This window comes from Synechococcus sp. 60AY4M2 (genome assembly GCF_002760375.1).
GTDB lineage: Bacteria > Cyanobacteriota > Cyanobacteriia > Thermostichales > Thermostichaceae > Thermostichus.
The window spans coordinates 746,845-764,425 of record NZ_AUMZ01000001.1 but is presented as its reverse complement, the minus strand read 5'-3'; the positions used below and the strand labels follow the sequence as shown (position 1 = coordinate 764,425).

Here is a 17,581-nt window from a genome sequence, read left to right as displayed (position 1 = left end):
GAGGTGCCCAAAGAGCTGCATGAGCGGTGGCACGATTGTCCGCACTGTGGGTTGAGGATTGGCAGGGATCACAGCTCGGCGAGGGTCATCAAATCTAGAGCGGTGGGGCGTCCCGTTCTTCAAGCTCAGGAAATGTCCTGCTATCGGGCAGGAGTCACTGGGAAGCCCGCACTCTATGCGTCAGCATGAGTGCGGGAGTACGTCACGAATGTTGGGGGTTTTGGGGAGAGGCAGGCGTGCTTTCCGGCTCGGGTTTGGGGGTGGCTGGGTCTGAGGGAGACGGTTCAGAGGTTGGGCTGCCCGACGAGACAGCCACCATGGCGTGGCGAATCACCAAGTCCCCCAGCTTGTAGCCCGGTTGATATTCGACGGCCACCACATCTTCGGGGTACTCGCTGCTGGGCTGGCGGGCTATGGCCTCGTGCAGGTTAGGATCGAAGGGCTGGCCTACCGATTTCATGCGGGATACGCCCATCTTTTTCAAGCATTCCACCAGCAAGCGATAGACGCTTTGGTAGCTGTTGTGCACCTCCCGCTCGCGGTCGGTCTCCAGCTTTAACTGCTGCTGCGCCCGCTCAAAGCTATCCACCACAGGCAGGATCTCCAGCACAAATTTCTGCCGTTCTTTTTGGCTGAACTCCTCTTTTTCCCGCTGGGTACGCCGTCGGTAGTTCTCAAAATCGGCATAGAGGCGGATGTAGGACTCTTCCTTCTCTTTCAGTTGCTGGCGCGTTATTTCCAACTCCTGCTGGAGCTGCTTTAAGGTTTCGCTGAGATCCTGAGAAGCCTCAGCGCTGGCTTCGCCAGAGGAGGTGCTGGCTTCCGCTTCACGGTCTTCCAAAATCAGCTTCTCCAGCTCTGCTTCTACGTCGATTTCCTCTTCCTGGAGTTCAGGATAGGCATCTTCTGTGGGCATCGGTTGCTTTTCTTCAGCAGTCATGGGTTATGTCGACAAGCGTGATTAAGGAGCAGTAACGTCGGGTGCCGACAGTTTGGCAGTCTCAAAACCAGCGTCGCAATCAGCCAAACTGGGCTCTGTGCTGATCGTATTCTACCGACTCCTCTGCCAGCCAGTTGAGATCCCTAGTTGTTCTAGCCTACCAGCAGGCTGTCCTGGAGCTGGCCCAAGCTCTGGGGAAAGTAGATCTCGGCCAAGTTGGGAATGAGGTGCCAGTTGTGGCGGTAGATGGGCTGGATGGGGGAATGGGTGTGAATGTGGCGGGCGAGAAAGTCGCGGATGCTGTCGGCGGAGATCCAGAGGGTTTGGGCTTCTTGGAACATACTGTAGCCCCCCCCACCGCCGGCGCGGTAGTGGTTGATGGCCAGGCGAAAGGTCTGATCCGGCTGCACCGGCTGGCCGCGAAATTGTAGGGTCACCAAGCGCTCGCCTACAGGGCGGGTGAGATCGAAGCAGTAGTCGATGCCGTGGTAGAGGTCGAAGGTGTAGCCGCGGGCTTCGGGGGCGACGACAGAGGCGGGATCTGCCGGGAGATGCTCGGGATCCAACTGGCGAAAATAGCCAGCGGTCTGCTCGAGGGCGCGTCGCAAGATGTCGCCGGTGATCTCCAAGACGCAGAGGGTGTTGTCGTAAACGGTGAGGCTGTAGGCGTCTTGCAGAAAGATGGGGCCCGCTGCCAGGCCGGCACTGCTGCAGATGTTGACCAGGGAGAGCTCCGCCGAAAGGCCGGCCTCCCGTACCGCCTGCAGTTGGGCCTGATGGAGCAGCTCTGCTAGGGGGTTGGCCCCGAAACGGGCTGCCAGCCCGCCGCGATAGGCACAACGGGCCTGCCCAATGGGCTGGCGGATGTAGCGCAAGGTGGCCTGGTGGTAGGGCTCTGTCAGGGCCAGGAGTTCGGGATCGGCAGGGATCCCTTCCGCAGCCAGCAACTGGGCAGTTTTCCCGATAACTTGCCAGCGTCCGCCGTGGCGCTCCAGCTCCAAAGACACGTGGGAAAGGTGGCTGCCCCAGTAGCCGGGCTGCACCACCAGGGCCTTGGCCCCCCCCAGGCCGGCAATGGTCTGATGGGTGTGGCCGGAGAGGATGACGTCGATGCCCTCGAGCTCGGCCAGGGCCAGCAGCTCGTTTTCCCCCACCAAGCTTTTGTTGCTGGCCCAGCCGCGGCGATCCGGGCTGCGCCAGCCCTCAGGGCTGCGCAGGGGAGGCAGTTGGCTGGAACCGCTGTGCAGGATCAGCACCAACACGTCCACCTGGGGCCGTAGCAGCGACAGGTAGTGCTGGGCAGTTTCCAGCAAGGGGGCAAAGCGCAGCCCCGCAATGTAGTCGGGCCGCTCCCAGGTGTCGATGCGGGGGGTGGTCAGCCCCAGCAGGCCGACGCGGATCCCGGCCTCTTCTCGGATGAGGTAAGGGCGAAACAGCGGATCCCCGTTGTGGCGGAGAATATTGGCGCACAGGGTGGGACAGCGGAGATCGGCGGTGAAATCCTGCAGCACCTGCAGCCCAAAGTTAAAGTCGTGGTTGCCGGGGGTAAAGGCGTCGTAGCCGAGGGCGTTGAGGGCGTGGGCCATGGGATGGGGGGAGACCCGCTCCACCTGGGCATAGTAGGTGCCCAAGGGGGATCCCTGGATCGTGTCGCCGCTGTCGATGAGCAACACTGGATCCTCGCTGGCTGCTCGCACACGCTTGATCAGGGTGGCCAGCTTGGCCAAGCCATGTTCTGCAGGGATCCCGGCAAAGTAGTTCCAGGGATGCAGGTTGGCGTGGAGATCGGAAGTGTGGAGAATTGTTAACCGCATTCCAATATCATAACTGAAGCAAAAGCCGCAATCCAAGCTCCCGTTTTCTGGGGAAGGGGGCCGTCACCTCAGCAAAAACAGCACCTGCACGCAGCCCACCAAAAAACCCAACAGCCCCCCCAAGTTGACGATGGCCTGCAGTTCCTGGCGCACAATTTGCTGAATGGCCTGCTCCAGCTCAGCAGGGGAGGTGGCGTTGACTTTGTCGGCAATCACCTGATCTAAGTTCAACACGGGGATCACCTGCATCATCAGCGATTCCAGATCCCGCTCTAGGTAGCGCTCCAGGATCAAAGCCAGGTCGGCGCTGATCTGATCGATGGAGGCGATCAGCGCCTTGGAGTTGCGCAGGCGACCCAACACCAGGCTGGCCACTTTTTCCCAATCGATGCTCTCCCCCAGCCCCTTGATAACCTCTGGCCCTTGGCTGCGCAGGTAATCTTGGATCCCATCGCGCAGGGCACGGCGCAACTGACGTACGGCGGAAACCGGCAGGTTTTGCAGGGAGAGGTTCTGCAGGATCTCGGTCAGGCGGCGGGGGGCGTTGATGTCTTTGAGCAGATCTTCCAAGATGGCCTCTGCCCCTTCCGGCTCCTCCAGGCAATAGGTGCGCAGGCGCAGCAGGGCGTTTTTGAGGCCAAACAAGTTGGCCACCAGCCAGTAGGAGCCGGTGGCCCGCTCGCGAAATTCTTCATCCAAAGCTTCGATGTTGCGATCGGTGAGAAAATCCACCAGGTTCTGCCGCAACACCTTGGGGGGCAGCGCCTGCTTCAGGATCCACTCCGAAAGCTGCCGGGCTTGCTCGGCGTTGAGGCGCAGCTCTAGCAGCACCTGGTCGAACAGTTGGTTAATCGGCCCCTCCAAAAAAGTCTCCTGGCGGGCGAGCACCTTCACCAGGCGGGGCAACGACTCGTTGAACAGATCGGCCAAGATGCGCGCCAGCACCTGAGCGGTTTGCTGCTGTTGCTCGGGGTTTTGCAGCCGATCCAGCGCCACCCCCAGCAGCCAGCGGATCCCTGCCTGCATGCGCTCAGTTCGCAGCAGCTTGCGGGCCAGATTGTGCAGCTCCTCTGGCGTGAGCAGGGATCCCATGATGGTCTTGGCAATCTGCTTGGCCAGGCGGGGCTGGTTCTGCGGGATCAGGCCGGGCGTGAAGGGGATGCGCCAGCCGAAAATCCGATAGGCCCGGTAGGGCCGGAAGAGCATCTTGATGGCGATGTCGTTGGTGAAATAGCCGATCACCAGCCCGGCCAGGGGGGGCACGACGTAGATCCAAAGGGCCATGGAGCAAACTTGGGGGGATCTTCTCTACTCTACCGACCCGCTCCTGCTCGCTTCTTGTCAAGGCTATTGGATGATCAGGCTCTCGCTCAGTTCCAGTTCCACCAGGGTGTTGGGCTGCAGCGTCACCACCCGGTCGATGTTGGTACTACCTGCAGCAGCACCCGCCAGGCCGCCGGCCAGGATGGGCAAAAAGCCCCATCCCCCTGTGAGCACCCCCAAGGCCAACCCGCCCGCCGCCCCATAGCCCGCCCCACGGGCGACGGTGGTGCCCACATCGGCGTTGCGATCCAACCCAACCGGGAGCAGTGCAGACTGGCCTCTAATGAGATAGGTAGAAGGGCCGATGGTGAGGCGGTTGGCCACAAAGCGGTTGCCGAGGATCTGTTTCCGCAGGTCGGCATTGTCTTCGCCACGACTGAGGGGATCCCTGGGCCTGTAAACCGGCTCAAAGGTGCCCCACACCACACTCCCTGGCGGGATCACCACCTGGCCAAAGCGATCCAGCACTGGCTCGGAGACTTCCAGGTTGGCGCTGATGGCCTGGTAGGGCTGGAAGGTGATGGGTCGGTAGACCGTAAGAGGAATACGGGTGCCGGCAGGCAGCTCGCCCCGCGCGGCCCCAGCCAGGTTCCCCCCTGGGCTGAGGTCGGGCCGCCGTTGATAGGAGTAGGCTTCGCCTGGCGGAGCTGGTCCACCTGGGGCCGCTTGAACGGGCACCACCGGAATTGGGGCCGGGCTCGGATCCCCCGGTGGGGGGAGGGGATCCCCCGTGAGGGGCATTTGCGGCACCTGAGGCACAGGCGGCAGGGCTTGCGGAGCCGTGGAGCCGGGCGGGTTGCTGAGCAGAGGCAGGGTAGGGACGGGATTTGGCTGAGGGGCTTGGGGCGTGAACTCGAACTGCTGGGCAGTGATGGGAGCGACCGCCGCAGCCCACAACACCCCACTCACCAGCCACCCAAAGCCAACCCTTTGCCACGACGGCAAAAACGGCTGCAACGCTGAGCTCATGGATCCCGTCCAGTCACAACTGGCAGTAGCTTAGCATCCTGACCAGCTCGTGCCCACTAGATGTAGTATCTAGGGGCAACCCATTGGCCTTTAAAACACCACTAAAGCCTGTTCATGGGATCCCTCTTGCCTAAGAAGGGCTGGGAGAGGGAGAAGGCAAAGGCTCCACTACAGGCTCTGGGGTGGGGGTAGGCGTTGCTGTTGCGGTCGGAGTCGCTTCCGGTGTGGGCGTGGGTGTTGGAGTAGGGGTGGGTGTTGGAGTAGGGGTGGGTGTTGGAGTAGGGGTGGGCGTTGGAGTGGGTGTGGGCTGGGCGGCCTGCACCTGGAAAGACCACTGCTGGATGGCGGTGTTGCCGCTGGTATCGGCAATTTGGACGGCAATCAAGGTCGGTCGATCGGTGGGCAGCGGCTCGGCTGGGGTGTAGGCGAAGCCGGTGCGGCTGAGCTGAGCTTGGGCGGTAACGTCCACGTTGTTCACCAGCAGGGTAAAGCTATTGAGGTCGATTCCCTGGTCATCTTGAAAGCGAGCGGAGATGGATGGGCGCGGGTTGTCGGTCACCGCTCCGTTGGGCGGCGCCAGGTCGCTGATGGTGGGGAAGGTGGTGTCGGTCACCCGACCGATGCTGATGGTTTTGTCCGGCAATCGCACCAGGGTCACCAGCCCATTCCGCTCCAGACGGGCAAATACTGGCGCTTCCGAGGCCCGGTCTTGGCTGCGGAAGGTGTAGCTGCCCTCGTATTGGCCGGGGCGGGTTTCCTGCAGGGGCAGGTTGTAGGCAATGCCGGGAATGGAGAAAGACGCCTGCGCCCCTGGCGATCCCAGCAAATACACCGTCAAGGTATCTCCCGGCTTGACGGATCCCAGCTCCTCGCGGGCAAAGAAAGTTCTCACCTCTGGGGCGGCGGGCAGCGTTTCCACCAGCGGCTCCACGGGGATATCCGGCGTGGCCAGGGGCTCAGGCGTGGGGGGGACCTGAGCCAGAAGCTCGGTGCGGATCCCTGGCTCGGGGATGGCAGCTCCCACAGGCGGGTCTAGGCTGGGCACCCGGCCCACCTTGGCCAGCGCTTGGTAGGTGAGAGCCGCCACTTCCCCCCGCGTGGCCACCGCCTGGGCATTCAGTCGGGTGGGATCAGGGTAGAGCACCAACAGACCTTCTTGAACTGCTGTCGCGATGGGGGCGCGGGCAAAATTGGGAACCAAATTGGCATCGGTAAAGCCGGACAGAATGGCTTCAATTTGACCGGGATCCTCGAGGAGCCTGCCGTTGGTGGCGGCGCGGGTCAGAACGGTGATGGCCTGGGCGCGGGTGAGGACATCGTTGGGACGGAAGGTGCCGTCGGGAAAGCCGGAAACCAACCCCGCTGCTGCCGCCGCGCCGATGGAGGGAGCTGCCCAACTGGGAATGGGATCGGCAAAGGGGCGCACAGGGACGTTGGTATCTAGCCCAAAAGCTTTGGTGACGATAACGGCAAACTGGGCCCGCGTAATCGACTCGTTGGGGCGAAAGGTGCCGTCTGGGAAGCCGCCGATGATCTGCCGCTCATTGAGCCCGGCGATGTACTGGGCGCCCCAGTAGGTGCTGATATCGGAAAGTTGCGCCCAAACGGGATCCGCAACCAGCAACAAACTGCCCCAGCTCGCTATCACGGCTGCCGCCTTCCAACTTTGCCAAAGAGAAAACTCACGCATCCCCTACAACTCCTCGCTACCTGCTAGAAAGGCTCTAAGAAAAGACATCGGCCCAAACAATCAACAATCGAAGAAGAGCCGGATGGAGTTACCCACTCCGTAACCCTAGACGAAAAAATCTCCTGAAAAGTTCTATCGGTTTCCGAAGTTTCACGGGGCGGGATTGGGGTAGCGCTGGTGCACCGCCTCAATTTCTGCCAGGATCGCAGGCGACAGCTCCACCTCGAGGCAACTGAGGTTTTCCTTGAGCTGGGCCAGGTTGGTGGCCCCGATGATGGTGCTGGTGACAAACCAACGGCTGCGCACAAAGGCCAAAGCCAACTGGGCAGGGCTCAGGCCGTGCTGGCGGGCAATGCGCACGTAGGCAGCCACGGCCTCTTCCACATTGGGCTTGCGGTAGCGCTGGCCAAAGCCCTCGAACAGGGCCAAACGGGATCCCGGCGGCTTGGCGCCCCCCAGGTATTTGCCCGTCAGCAGCCCAAAGGCCAGGGGGCTGTAGGCCAGCAGCCCTACCTGTTCGTGGCGACAGACCTCCGCCAGCCCCATCTCAAAGGTGCGGTTGAGGAGGCTATAGGCGTTTTGAATCGAGACTACCCTGGGCAAGCCCAACTGCTCGGCCACGTGGCAGAACTCGCAGACTCCCCAAGGGGTTTCGTTGCTCAGGCCGATGTAGCGCACCAGGCCCTCCTGCACCAGTTCCGCCAGACCCTGCAGTTGCTCGGCAATGGGAACCGTGGGCCGCTCTTGAGAGGGATCGTAGGCCACGCCCCCAAACAGGGGCACATAGCGATCCGGCCAGTGGATTTGGTAGAGGTCGATGTAGTCGGTTTTCAGGCGCTTGAGGCTGCCGGCCACCGCCTGTTTGAGGTTGTTGCGGCTAATCGAGAGAGACCCGCCGCGGATCCAGTGCCAGGGCCGCCCCGGGCCGGTGATCTTGGTGGCGATGACAAGGCGCTCCCGCGGCTGGTGCTGCAACCACTCGCCGATGTAGCGTTCTGTGGCTCCCTGGGTTTCCGCCCGCGCCGGCACCGGGTACATCTCAGCCGTATCGATGAAGTTGATCCCGTGTTCTACTGCGTAATCGAGCTGTTCCCAAGCCTCAGTCTGGGTATTCTGCTCACCAAACGTCATAGTGCCGAGGCAGATCTCCGAAACCTGCAGAGGACTGTGGCCAAGCTGGCGGTAGCGCATGGGAACTTGCCGTCTCCAACCCTAAACAGCACACCAGTCCCCATTGTGCCCAAAACTTGCCAGCCCCTGGGATCCCTGCCCCTACTCTTGCTGCAGCACAGGCATGTACTCGCGGTAGATCTGGTTTAGGATTTCCAGGCCAATGCGGGTGCGACTGTCGGGGGGACGCAGCTCGATGGCTGCCCTTACTTGCAAGATGGTGCCCACCGGATAGGGCGAGCGCAGCTCCTCCCGCTTGCCCAAAAACACATCCGTGAAGTAGTCGATCAGCCGCCGTACCTGCGCCATGTCCTTGCGGGAGATCTCCATATCCAAAACGGTGGCCAATTTGGCTCGCATGGCTTGAAAGCTCTGTTGGCTGGTGTTGAGGGCCACCCGCTTGGCCAGGCTGTCTACCACAATTTGGCTGATCTTCTCCACATTTTGAGTCACGATCTCGCGGTGGCGGCCAGCAAAGCGCAGTTGCACTTCATCTAAAAATCGTTCGCGCTCCAGGATTTGGATGCCCTGCTGCTCTAGATCCACTCCGTAGCTTTGCAACTGCTTGTACTGATTCAAAACCCATTGGTTGTAGAACGAATCGGCCAAAACCCGCCAATAGCCAATGATCGTCGCCTCGGCAAAGGGGATGCTCAGCAAATAGGCCTCGCTGGTAATCTGGTGCAAATGTTCGGTCAGCTTGTCCCGCTCTTTTTCGTCCAAGTGGGAAGTGCGGGGCACCCAGACGGCTCCGTACTCGCTTTTCACCTCCACCGGCAGGGATGTGAGGAGAGTGTCGAAAAATTGATGGAGGCTGAAAAGGAGAAACTTATTGGGATCCTGCAGGCGGTTGAGCAGCTCTTGTTTTTTCTCTTCTTGATATTGGGCTACCAGCTGCTGGGCCTCGGCGGCCTGGCTGCGCGCTGCCTCCACATCTTGCCGCAGCTTTTCGATCTCTTCTGCGCTCGGCACCTCGCCAGCAGCAGGCTCCCCCTCTCCACTGAAATAGCTGCCGCGCGGCCCTGGATCCCCAAGGCTTGCCAGCGGTTCGTCGCTGTCGTTGTCCAGCGTCAGCAGGTGAGAAAGAGCCTGCAGCCGAGCCCGTCGATTGGAAGAGTAGAGGGATCCCACTTCCACCGGATCCCGACTTTTCCAACCGTCCAGTCCACCGATGCGATAGAGCGTGTAAAAATACTTGCTGAGCAGAATTGCCAACAGATGCTTGTTTTTGACCTCGTTGTACTCCAGGTAGGCCCGCAGACACAGTTGGAAAGCGATGTTGGGCAAGCTGCGACACACCCCTATGATGTGGGAGTACACCCTTTGCAGGTGCGGCCGAAAGCGGCGTGGGATCGCCTCGGGCCGCAGGCCGCGCAACAAGAATTCCGGCTGGCGTAGATCTTGAGGGGTGAAGTAAAAACTTTCTTGCCAAAGCAGCTCGTCCAGGTCGCGGGCAAAAATCGGCTTCAACTGATCGATGATCTGCTCGACAACCGCTTCGTTAAAAACCGGTATGATTTTTTCAATACGCAGTTCCTCGTAAATAGAATGCAGCCGCTTGCTGCGAAAGTCTTCGATCGAGATCAGCCCCTTCATGGTTCCAATCCGACCGTCGCTCAGCAGGAACTTATAGACAACTTCAGCAGTGGCGCCTGGGGAGAGAACGGGAGTTCCGGTCAAGTCGGGGCAAATTTGCAGGGGGCGTAGCAAGCGGCTGGTTTCACTGATGCTAAAGCAACTCCAAGCTGCCGGGTTGAGCACCACCGACGACAGGCCGGCCAGCAATTGCTTCTCGTCCAGATCCTCCAGCCGGATTTCTCCCCTGGGAGCTTGGCGGGGTGCCGCGGCTGAAGCCGCCTGCGAATCCCGAACGGACGGAGGAGATAACGGTAGAGGAGACGCGCTCATGCAGCCAAGGCCGTTTAACCTCAAAGTTCACTCTAGACCGGCAAAGGATGGATAAGATGTGATCCGTATCTCTTTGTCCAATGGAAGTCTCTAAAGCAGAATCTGCCCAAAAACCCCCCCGCTGTTATCTATTCCCACCAGTATCTTGAAACGGTCAGCTTTTGGGTAGCGTGCAACCACGGTTTTAGGGATCCACTAAGGGATACGCAACTTTAGCTCTGGGGGATGAGGTTGCTGAGGCTTTTCCGCTAACCGCCCTCCAAGCCGGTTTTTCTGCCGCAACTCCTGGGCTAGGATAAACGGTCTGCCTACCAGTACGGGCTAGAGTTGCGTTTTAATTCGGGTTGATTCGGGATTGAGGTGCAGTGGTCATGACGGCCATTTTGATTGTGGACGACGATCCCACGATTCGGCTGGTGTTGAAGCGATCCCTGGAGCGGCAGGGCTACACCGTCGAGATGGCCAGCGGTGGCTTGGAAGGGCTGGAGAAAGCTCATCTCCTAACCCCGGGGCTGATTATCTGTGACTGGATGATGCCGGATATGGATGGGCTGGAGGTCTGCCGGCGCATCAAGGCGGATCCCAAGTTTTCCACCACCTTCTTTATTTTGCTTACCGCTCGCACCGAAGTCGAAGACCGCATCCAGGGCCTGGATGCCGGGGCAGATGAGTTCCTCAGCAAGCCCATCGATCCCAATGAATTGCGGGCGCGGGTGCGGGCTGGGCTGCGCTTGCACCAGCTCAGCTATGACCTGCAGCAGCAAACGGCCCGACTGCGGGCGGAGTTGGCCGAAGCAGCCAGCTATGTGCGTTCGCTTTTGCCCAAGCCGGCCGACTTCCCACCTCACCAAATAGCGATTGAGTGGTGCTTTTTGCCCTCCCAGGAGCTGGGGGGGGATTCGTTTAACTACCACTGGCTAGACGAGGATCACCTGGCCATCTACCTGCTAGATGTGTCAGGGCACGGGGTGGGATCCGCGTTGTTGTCGGTGTCGGTGATGAACCAGTTGCGTTCCCAGAGCCTGCCCGATACAGACCTGCGGCAGCCGGATGCGGTGTTGCGCGCCCTCAACCAATCCTTCCCAATGGGATCCCACCATGAAATGTACTTCACCCTTTGGTATGGGGTCTATCAGCCGGGATCTCGCTTGCTTTCTTTTGCCAGCGCTGGCCACCCCCCCGCTCTGTTGGTTGCGCAATCAGACCCCATCCCCCTAGAGCTGAAGACCCCCAATTTGCCCATTGGCATTTTGCCCGATCAGGACTTTGCTAGGGACGAAGTCCGGATCCCGGCCAACAGTTGTCTCTACGTGTTCAGCGACGGGGTTTACGAAGTGTCCAGCTCGGAAGGGATCTGGGGGATAGAGAACTGGAAGTCCTTCCTAAGCAAGCATGCCTGCGTTGGCCTCGATCACGTTCTGCAGCACATTCAGTCTTTCCGCGGCAAGGCCGATCTTGAGGATGATTTTTCTCTGCTCCGTATTAGCTTTGGCTAGTGCAAGCCCGCTCAAGCTGAGCCGGGGGCTGCTCTCCGAAGCTGCTCCCACTGGCTAGGGGTAAAGGTACGGAGGGCTAGGGCGTGGAGACGGCCATCCTGAAGGTAGGGCTTCAAGGCCTCGTTCACCAGCCGGTGCTGTTTGATGAGGGGGAGGCCTTGGAATTGCTCAGCTACGACGACAGCCTGAAAATGGTTGCCATCGCCAACTGTATCTTCTACCTGCACCTTGGCTCCGGGCAGGGCAGCCTGTATCAACGCCTCGATTTCCCGCGGATCCATGCACCGTCTTCCTAGCTTCGGCTCAAGACAACTTAGAGAAGCTCTCCCAATGCCTGCAGATGTTGAGTTCCTATAGCGGGGACTGGATTTGAACCAGTGACCTTCGGGTTATGAGCCCGACGAGCTACCAGGCTGCTCTACCCCGCGGCGCTTTTCTAGCCTAGCTTGTCCTCCGGCTAACCGGCAAGCCTACGCCTAAGTTTCGCCCTTTTGTGTGGGTATTGTCTTCGAGGATCCCCGTCGCACCTGGATGAGCTAGGCGGTGATGCTGATGGCAATCTCGGCGGGGGTTTCGGCGTGGATCTCCAGACCGATGGGGGCAAAGAGCCGAGTAAACTACCCGACTCCGACCGCTAAAGCGGTACGGAGCGGGCTTTCAGTAGCCCTGAGCCTGCTCTGCTCTACCAGAGAACAAAACAGGCCCGAACCTCTAGGCTGGTTTACGACAGCCCCCAAAAGCGCAATCACATTCGCACCATTCAAATCCGCATCCCCTTCCCATCCACAGTGTCCACACTTAAACTGCTTCCCACTGCGGTAGGATTGCGCAGGGTCGGGATGAATGTGCAAACACCGGTGGCAGGTCTGCGAGGTGTAGGCAGGCGGAACAAGAATCAGAGCAACCCCCGCACGCAGAGCCTTGTACTCCAAAAATTGACGGAGTTGATAAAACGCCCAACTATTTGCCCGCCTACGCTCTGTCTTGCTGCGTGGCTGTTGATTGACCCTTTCCCGAATCCCTGTCAAGTCTTCCAGGGCAAGAGCGCTGTTTGTCGCCTTTGCCCTAGAGACAATAGCTTTGGAGATGCGATGATTGACCCACGCCTGAAAGCGCCTCTCCTTGCCAGACAGCCGTTGCAACAGTTCTCTGCATCTGCGCCGCGAACTGCGGGTGCCCTTACTGGCTTTGCGTTGAAGTACCGCCCTCAGCTTGGAGTAGTGGTCTCGGATTCGGTTCAACTGCTGTCCATTCCAGTTATCTCCTTCCGATGTATGAGCAATATCCGTCCTTCCCAAATCCACGCCCAGCACTCTATCCGTGCGTTGCGGTGGGGATGGCTCCGCTTCCACACAGATTTGAATGGAGTAGGAACCGTCTTTACGCTTGACCAGAGTGGCAGATTTGGGATTGGAGCCTGCCAGCCGTTCTCTCTGGTAGCGGCCAATCGCCAGCTCAAAGCGCTCCCGACCCTCCACCGTGGTCAGCGACACCGTCCAGTCTTTCTCGCGCAACGAAAAGATACGGGCATCGTAGGTCGCAAAGCCTCTCTTGAACGCTTTGACGGGGCGGTTTTTCTGTTGGGCAACTTTACGGGCACCGGCCAGCCGTCTGCAGACTTGCTGAGCCAAGTTACTGGACAAGCCAAACCGAGCGCGAATCTGGTAATAGCAAAGGGACTGGAGTTTGACTGCGTTGACTACTTTTTCTGGTGTGTTTTGGTTGACCCAGTTCAACGCCTGCACAAAGGCATCCATTGTCGCATCCAACTTTGCGGCTTGCGACTGGGACACCTTGAGCTTGCAGGAGACGGTCAGGACTTGGGTCATGGTTCTATCATAACTTCCGCATTCCTCCCGACACTGACCCTACGGGTACAGTGCGGGGCTCCTGCGATTTCTAGCTGAAGGCGGTCTCCGGGATCCCTTCCTGGGCCAGGGACAGGCCGCAGTGGCCCGCTCCGACGATCAGCAGGGTGGGGGAAGGGAGGAGGGGCTCGACCCAGGATCCCGCGAGGAGCTGTGGGCGGGATGGCAGGGGGGCAAAGTGCTCCGCACCGCTGTCGCTAAGGCTGAGGTAGGGGAACCCCTGAGGATGGAGGGGAGTGATCAGCCAAGCCCTTTGCCCTTGGGTCAGAGCCTGGAGGATCTGGGCCACCAACGTTTGGGCAAGGGATCCCTGCCATCGCTGTAGCCAAATGTGCATCCGTCCCCCGCAAACGCCCAAGGGAGGGCTGTTGAGATCGAGGGAAACCGGCATCCCAGCCGGCGAGGACTCCCCATCGCCATCGCCAACGGGAACAGCGGTCTGCAAAAGGGTTTGCGCTCGGGCAATGACTTCCGCTTCGGCAGCCCCACCGCCAACAGTGCCCAACAGGGTGCCATCGGATCCCACAGCCAGTTTCGCCCCCGCCTGGCGAGGCACAGATCCCTGGGTGCGGATCACGGTGGCTACCACCAGCGGCCCGCGGGAGAGCATGACTCTAGTCAATAATAAGCTCAACTATACTGAAAATAATGTATAATATGTTCAGTACGGATTACTACCAGTTGATCTTTCTGTTTACTTTCGAGTCTGCCAACATGGTAGCCAAAGCAAAGCAGAAAATTGGTAGTAAGACGACACGGAAACTGCGCTTTGGGTATTCTACTCAAAGCTTTGCGGGATACCGCCATTCTGTTTGGACTCCGTCCCGCTAACGCGAATGGAAACAAACAGAATGCTATCGCTGCATAGTTGAACAGTGATGTTCAGCAGTGTTCAGCGTAAATGTATCAGCATGTCTGCCAACTGTCGGTAAAAGGTCTCGTCCACCTCAGCCTCGGTTATGCCTACGGCACCCTAGCGGGAACGGTCAGGGACTCAATGATCAAGAAAGCCCCTCTAGGATGGCCTGATGGAAGGCAACCCGGAAAGCCTGGAATCCGTTCTCCTGCCGACCGTGGTAGACGGCGTTGGTGAGCAGCGTCACCACCAGCTCCCGCTCTGGATCGATCCACAGGGAGGTTCCGGTGAAGCCGGTGTGGCCGAAGGCGCTGGGGCTGAACGGGTAGCTGCTGGCCAAGGGATCCGGGGAGCGCAAGGCAAACCCCAAACCCCGGCGCTCGTGACAGCGGTGGGCATCCCCTTGCTGAGGCAACTGCTCGCGGGTCATTTCCCTCACCGTCTGCGGCTGCAACAGGGATCCCGTCAAAAAACTCTCTCCGAAAGCGGCTACTTCCTCTGCCGTGGCGAATAGTCCGGCATGGCCGGCGATCCCGCCCAGGCGGGCGGCATTTTCGTCGTGAACCTGCCCCTGTAGGCGGCGCTTTCGCCAAGGACACAGCTCGGTGGGGGCACAAGAGACAGAGACAGGGGGTGGGTCGAAAGGATCCCCTGGATAAAACTGAGTTTGGCTCAGGCCCAGAGGCTGCAAGATCCGGGCATGCAAGATCTGATCCAGAGGGGTTCCGCTCAGACGTTCCAAAGCCAGCCCCAGCAGGATCAATCCAAGATCGCTGTAGACTCTGCGGGATCCCGGCCTGTAGGCCAAAAAGGTGTGCAGGGCCATGTGCCGGGCCGATTCGGCATCGGGCTGTCGAAACAGGGGCCGCCAGGCGGGCAAACCGGCGGTGTGGGCCAGCAACTGCCGCACCGTCACCTGTTCTGTTGCAACAAGCTGGCCTAAGGATTCCGGTTCCACAGCAATCCATTTCCCCGGCTGCAGAGGATCTTCATAGGGGGCAATGGGGCGGGATCCCTGAAACTCCGGCAACAGGAGACTCACCGGTTGATCCAGCAGCAACGCTCCGGCTTCCACCAGGGCCATGCAGGCGGTGGCGGTGTACAGCTTGGTCAGCGAGGCCAGGTCAAAACGGGTGGCCGAGGTTGTCGGTTGGCGCCGGGTCTCAGGGTCGAGATGGCCTGCCGCCCTTGAGTAGATACACCTTCCCTTGTGGCGGATGACCACCTGGGCAGCGGGGAAAAGGTGGGGAATGGCGGAGTTGAGCAGCCCCTCCAGCAAGGTCGGATCCCAGCCCATCTGCTTCTCCTCCTGGCTTGGGGATCCCCAGTCCAACAAACAACTTGTAACGGTGTTTACAAAAGCCTACCGCTTCCCCAGCTAGGATGCCACCACGGCAGGCTACATCATCAAGGGATCCCGAGTGCGGCTGGAGTTGTTGCAAGCCTTTTTGAACGTGGTGGAAACGGGCAGCTTTTTGGCCGCTGCTCGCCTCAGCGGTCTGACCCAATCGGCTATTAGCCGCCAGATCCAGGCCCTGGAAGAAGCGGTGGGGGCTCCGCTGTTGCATCGCAAAAGCCCGGTGGCCCTAACTGTGGCCGGGGAACGGCTTTTGCCCCATGCCCGTCGCATCTGTCAAGAATGGCAGCGGGCTCAGGAAAGCATTCGAGAATGGCTGCAGGGCCAGCAAACCGAGCTCTGCATTGCCGGGATCCATTCCCTGATCGCCCATCAACTGCCGCCGGTGCTGCAACAGTTTTGCCGGGAGTACCCAGAGGTGCAGTTGCGGGTTACCGCTCTGGGCAGCGACCGCGCCTTGAAGGTGCTCAGGGATGGGCTGGTGGACGTGGCCCTGGTAATGGAGAATCCCCTGATGACCCGGGGGGCAGAACTGGTGGTGGAGCCACTGTACTCGGAGCCAATTCAAGTATTGATGCCCGCCACCCATCCCCTCAGCCGCTACGAGCGGATCCCCTGGAAGGTGCTGGCGGAGTATCCCCAGGCTGTGTTCAAGGATGGCTATGCCATGCGCTCCTTGGTGGGATCCCATCTGGCCCGACAGGGGCTTCCCCTGAAAGCAGCCCTGGAACTGAACACCTTGGATGCCTTTCGGGGGGTGGTGCGACAGGGGCAGTTGATTGCCCTCCTGCCGGAGTCGGCCCTGGTGGACTGCTGCGCCGATCCGGATTTGCAGGTGCGACCCACCGAGCCCCCCCTATTGAGGCGACAGGTGGTTATGGTTACCACCAGCGATCGCTATCGGATCCCTCCCATTCGCCGGTTTTTGCAGTTGGCCGCCCAGCTTATCAGGCAGTCTGAGGTTGAGCCTGCTTCCGGTACAGATCCCCATTTCCCTCAGCCCTCTGCCGGGCTGTTGTCAGTTCTGTAGGGATTTTTTGTAGAAATTTCTGTAAGTTGTCAAATACCTGTATCGGTAGTTGCAAGTGTTCCGCCGTTATCTCCCCCTACTTGGGTAGCCCAGCGCTCCCGACCGCCGATGCTATGAGCCAAGAGTTTCGCGAGCTGTTGAAAAAAATCGGCAGCGGCACCCACACCCACCAGGATCTCAGCCGGGCAGAGGCCGCCAGCGCTGCTCGAATGCTCCTGCGGGGGGAGGCCACTCCCGCCCAGATCGGGGCTTTTTTAATTGCCCACCGCATCAAGCGCCCCACTGCCGAAGAGCTGGCCGGTATGTTGGATGCCTACGCAGAAGACGGCCCTCTTCTGCCCCAACGGGATTTGCCCCATCCCTTGATCATCTTTGGCCATCCCTACGATGGCCGCTCGCGGACTGCGCCGCTGGGGGTGCTGGTGGCTTTGCTGCTGGCGGCGGCAGGGTCAGCCGTTTTGCTGCATGGCTCTGGCTTCTGTCCCACCAAGTATGGGCTGCCCTTGGAAGCGGTGTGGCGGAGCTTGGGGGTGGATTGGCGAGGGCTATCCCTGGAGCGGGTGGGGCAACTGCTGGAACAAACCGGGCTGGGATTTTTGTATTTGCCCACCTGTTTTCCCCAGGCTCAGGCCCTGATGGACTACCGGGATCAAATCGGCAAGCGCCCCCCCTTGGCCACCTTGGAGCTGGTCTGGACACCCTACCAAGGCCCCTTTCACCTGGTGGCCGGGTACGTGCATCCGCCCACCGAGGCCACGATGCTGGAGCTGTTTGCCCTGCGGGAGATCCGGCAATTTACCACCGTCAAAGGTCTGGAAGGCAGTTGCGACCTGCCGCGGGAACGGGCGGCCATTCTCAACCAGGGCGGGAAACGGCTGCTCTTGAAGGCCAGAGATTGCCACTTGGCAGGCCCGGAGATCCCCTTCTCCGGCGAGAAAGAGCTGCTCCGGCAGATGCAGCAGGTGCTCAGCGGGGATCCCTGTGAACTCACTCCAGCCGTTCTCTGGAATGGGGGCAGCTATCTGTGGCTCCTCGGCCACGCCCCATCCTTGCCAGAAGGGATCCAACAGGCGGAAGACCTGCTTCGCTCTGGACGGGTGATGGAGAAGCTGAAACAACTGATCCAGGTGATTGACCTCTCCTAGGGCTGGGATCCCCTG

General features: G+C 60.1%; 14 protein-coding genes, 1 tRNA gene and 2 pseudogenes. 4 read left to right on the top strand and 13 right to left on the bottom strand.

The features are described from left to right. Window positions 1-202: 202 nt before the first annotated feature. The 7 genes from grpE to SYN60AY4M2_RS03275 form a co-directional block, all read right to left on the bottom strand. A complete protein-coding gene (gene grpE, locus SYN60AY4M2_RS03305) occupies window positions 203-940 on the bottom strand; it encodes a nucleotide exchange factor GrpE (RefSeq protein ID WP_228375447.1) in 738 nt (245 codons plus the stop codon). Between the two features lie 152 nt (window positions 941-1,092). After that, entirely contained in the window at window positions 1,093-2,754 is a 1,662-nt protein-coding gene (locus tag SYN60AY4M2_RS03300; protein WP_099812273.1) for a 5'-nucleotidase C-terminal domain-containing protein, read from the bottom strand. A gap of 63 nt (window positions 2,755-2,817) precedes the next feature. Then, complete coding sequence (locus SYN60AY4M2_RS03295) at window positions 2,818-4,038, bottom strand: DUF445 family protein (protein WP_011429856.1); 1,221 nt, start codon at window positions 4,036-4,038, stop codon at window positions 2,818-2,820. A gap of 63 nt (window positions 4,039-4,101) precedes the next feature. Further along, on the bottom strand, window positions 4,102-5,046 hold the full coding sequence (locus SYN60AY4M2_RS03290) for a hypothetical protein (protein ID WP_168173639.1): 945 nt from the start codon (window positions 5,044-5,046) through the stop codon (window positions 4,102-4,104). A 130-nt stretch (window positions 5,047-5,176) separates the two neighbouring features. Further along, the gene (locus tag SYN60AY4M2_RS03285) at window positions 5,177-6,736 is read right to left on the bottom strand and encodes an S-layer homology domain-containing protein (RefSeq protein ID WP_240527705.1); all 1,560 of its coding nucleotides are present in this window, start codon (window positions 6,734-6,736) and stop codon (window positions 5,177-5,179) included. Window positions 6,737-6,886: 150 nt separating this feature from the next. Continuing rightward, window positions 6,887-7,927, bottom strand: coding sequence for an NADP(H)-dependent aldo-keto reductase (locus tag SYN60AY4M2_RS03280; RefSeq protein ID WP_099812272.1), 1,041 nt, complete (start codon window positions 7,925-7,927; stop codon window positions 6,887-6,889). A gap of 81 nt (window positions 7,928-8,008) precedes the next feature. Continuing rightward, a complete protein-coding gene (locus SYN60AY4M2_RS03275; RefSeq protein ID WP_228375448.1) occupies window positions 8,009-9,814 on the bottom strand; it encodes a hypothetical protein in 1,806 nt (601 codons plus the stop codon). 371 nt (window positions 9,815-10,185) lie between these two features. On the opposite strand from SYN60AY4M2_RS03275, the gene SYN60AY4M2_RS03270 reads away from it, so the two are divergent. After that, window positions 10,186-11,310, top strand: coding sequence for a SpoIIE family protein phosphatase (locus tag SYN60AY4M2_RS03270; RefSeq protein ID WP_011429861.1), 1,125 nt, complete (start codon window positions 10,186-10,188; stop codon window positions 11,308-11,310). 11 nt (window positions 11,311-11,321) lie between these two features. On the opposite strand, the gene SYN60AY4M2_RS14725 is transcribed toward SYN60AY4M2_RS03270, so the two are convergent. The 5 genes and pseudogenes from SYN60AY4M2_RS14725 to SYN60AY4M2_RS03250 all read right to left on the bottom strand — a co-directional run bounded on the left by SYN60AY4M2_RS14725 (window position 11,322) and on the right by SYN60AY4M2_RS03250 (window position 13,788). Further along, window positions 11,322-11,591, bottom strand: coding sequence for a BolA/IbaG family iron-sulfur metabolism protein (locus SYN60AY4M2_RS14725; protein ID WP_099812271.1), 270 nt, complete (start codon window positions 11,589-11,591; stop codon window positions 11,322-11,324). A gap of 73 nt (window positions 11,592-11,664) precedes the next feature. Then, window positions 11,665-11,738 (bottom strand) — tRNA-Met (locus tag SYN60AY4M2_RS03260). Window positions 11,739-11,846: 108 nt separating this feature from the next. Beyond that, a pseudogene (locus SYN60AY4M2_RS14720) lies at window positions 11,847-11,913 on the bottom strand (hypothetical protein); the annotation flags it as partial. Between the two features lie 14 nt (window positions 11,914-11,927). Continuing rightward, window positions 11,928-13,139, bottom strand: coding sequence for an RNA-guided endonuclease TnpB family protein (locus SYN60AY4M2_RS03255; RefSeq protein ID WP_099812270.1), 1,212 nt, complete (start codon window positions 13,137-13,139; stop codon window positions 11,928-11,930). A gap of 70 nt (window positions 13,140-13,209) precedes the next feature. Continuing rightward, a complete protein-coding gene (locus tag SYN60AY4M2_RS03250) occupies window positions 13,210-13,788 on the bottom strand; it encodes an XdhC family protein (protein WP_049749728.1) in 579 nt (192 codons plus the stop codon). Between the two features lie 50 nt (window positions 13,789-13,838). On the opposite strand from SYN60AY4M2_RS03250, the pseudogene SYN60AY4M2_RS14715 reads away from it, so the two are divergent. Continuing rightward, a pseudogene (locus tag SYN60AY4M2_RS14715) lies at window positions 13,839-14,046 on the top strand (hypothetical protein); the annotation flags it as partial. A 133-nt stretch (window positions 14,047-14,179) separates the two neighbouring features. On the opposite strand, the gene SYN60AY4M2_RS03240 reads toward SYN60AY4M2_RS14715, so the two are convergent. Next, entirely contained in the window at window positions 14,180-15,331 is a 1,152-nt protein-coding gene (locus SYN60AY4M2_RS03240; protein WP_099813218.1) for a serine hydrolase domain-containing protein, read from the bottom strand. Window positions 15,332-15,455: 124 nt separating this feature from the next. Here SYN60AY4M2_RS03240 and SYN60AY4M2_RS03235 point away from each other — a divergent pair, with 124 nt between their 5' ends. Next, window positions 15,456-16,421, top strand: a complete 966-nt coding sequence (locus SYN60AY4M2_RS03235; RefSeq protein ID WP_011431998.1) for a LysR family transcriptional regulator — start codon at window positions 15,456-15,458, stop codon at window positions 16,419-16,421. A gap of 113 nt (window positions 16,422-16,534) precedes the next feature. Beyond that, window positions 16,535-17,566: an anthranilate phosphoribosyltransferase family protein gene (locus SYN60AY4M2_RS03230; RefSeq protein ID WP_099812269.1), complete on the top strand. Its 1,032-nt coding sequence runs from the start codon at window positions 16,535-16,537 to the stop codon at window positions 17,564-17,566. Window positions 17,567-17,581: the final 15 nt, after the last annotated feature.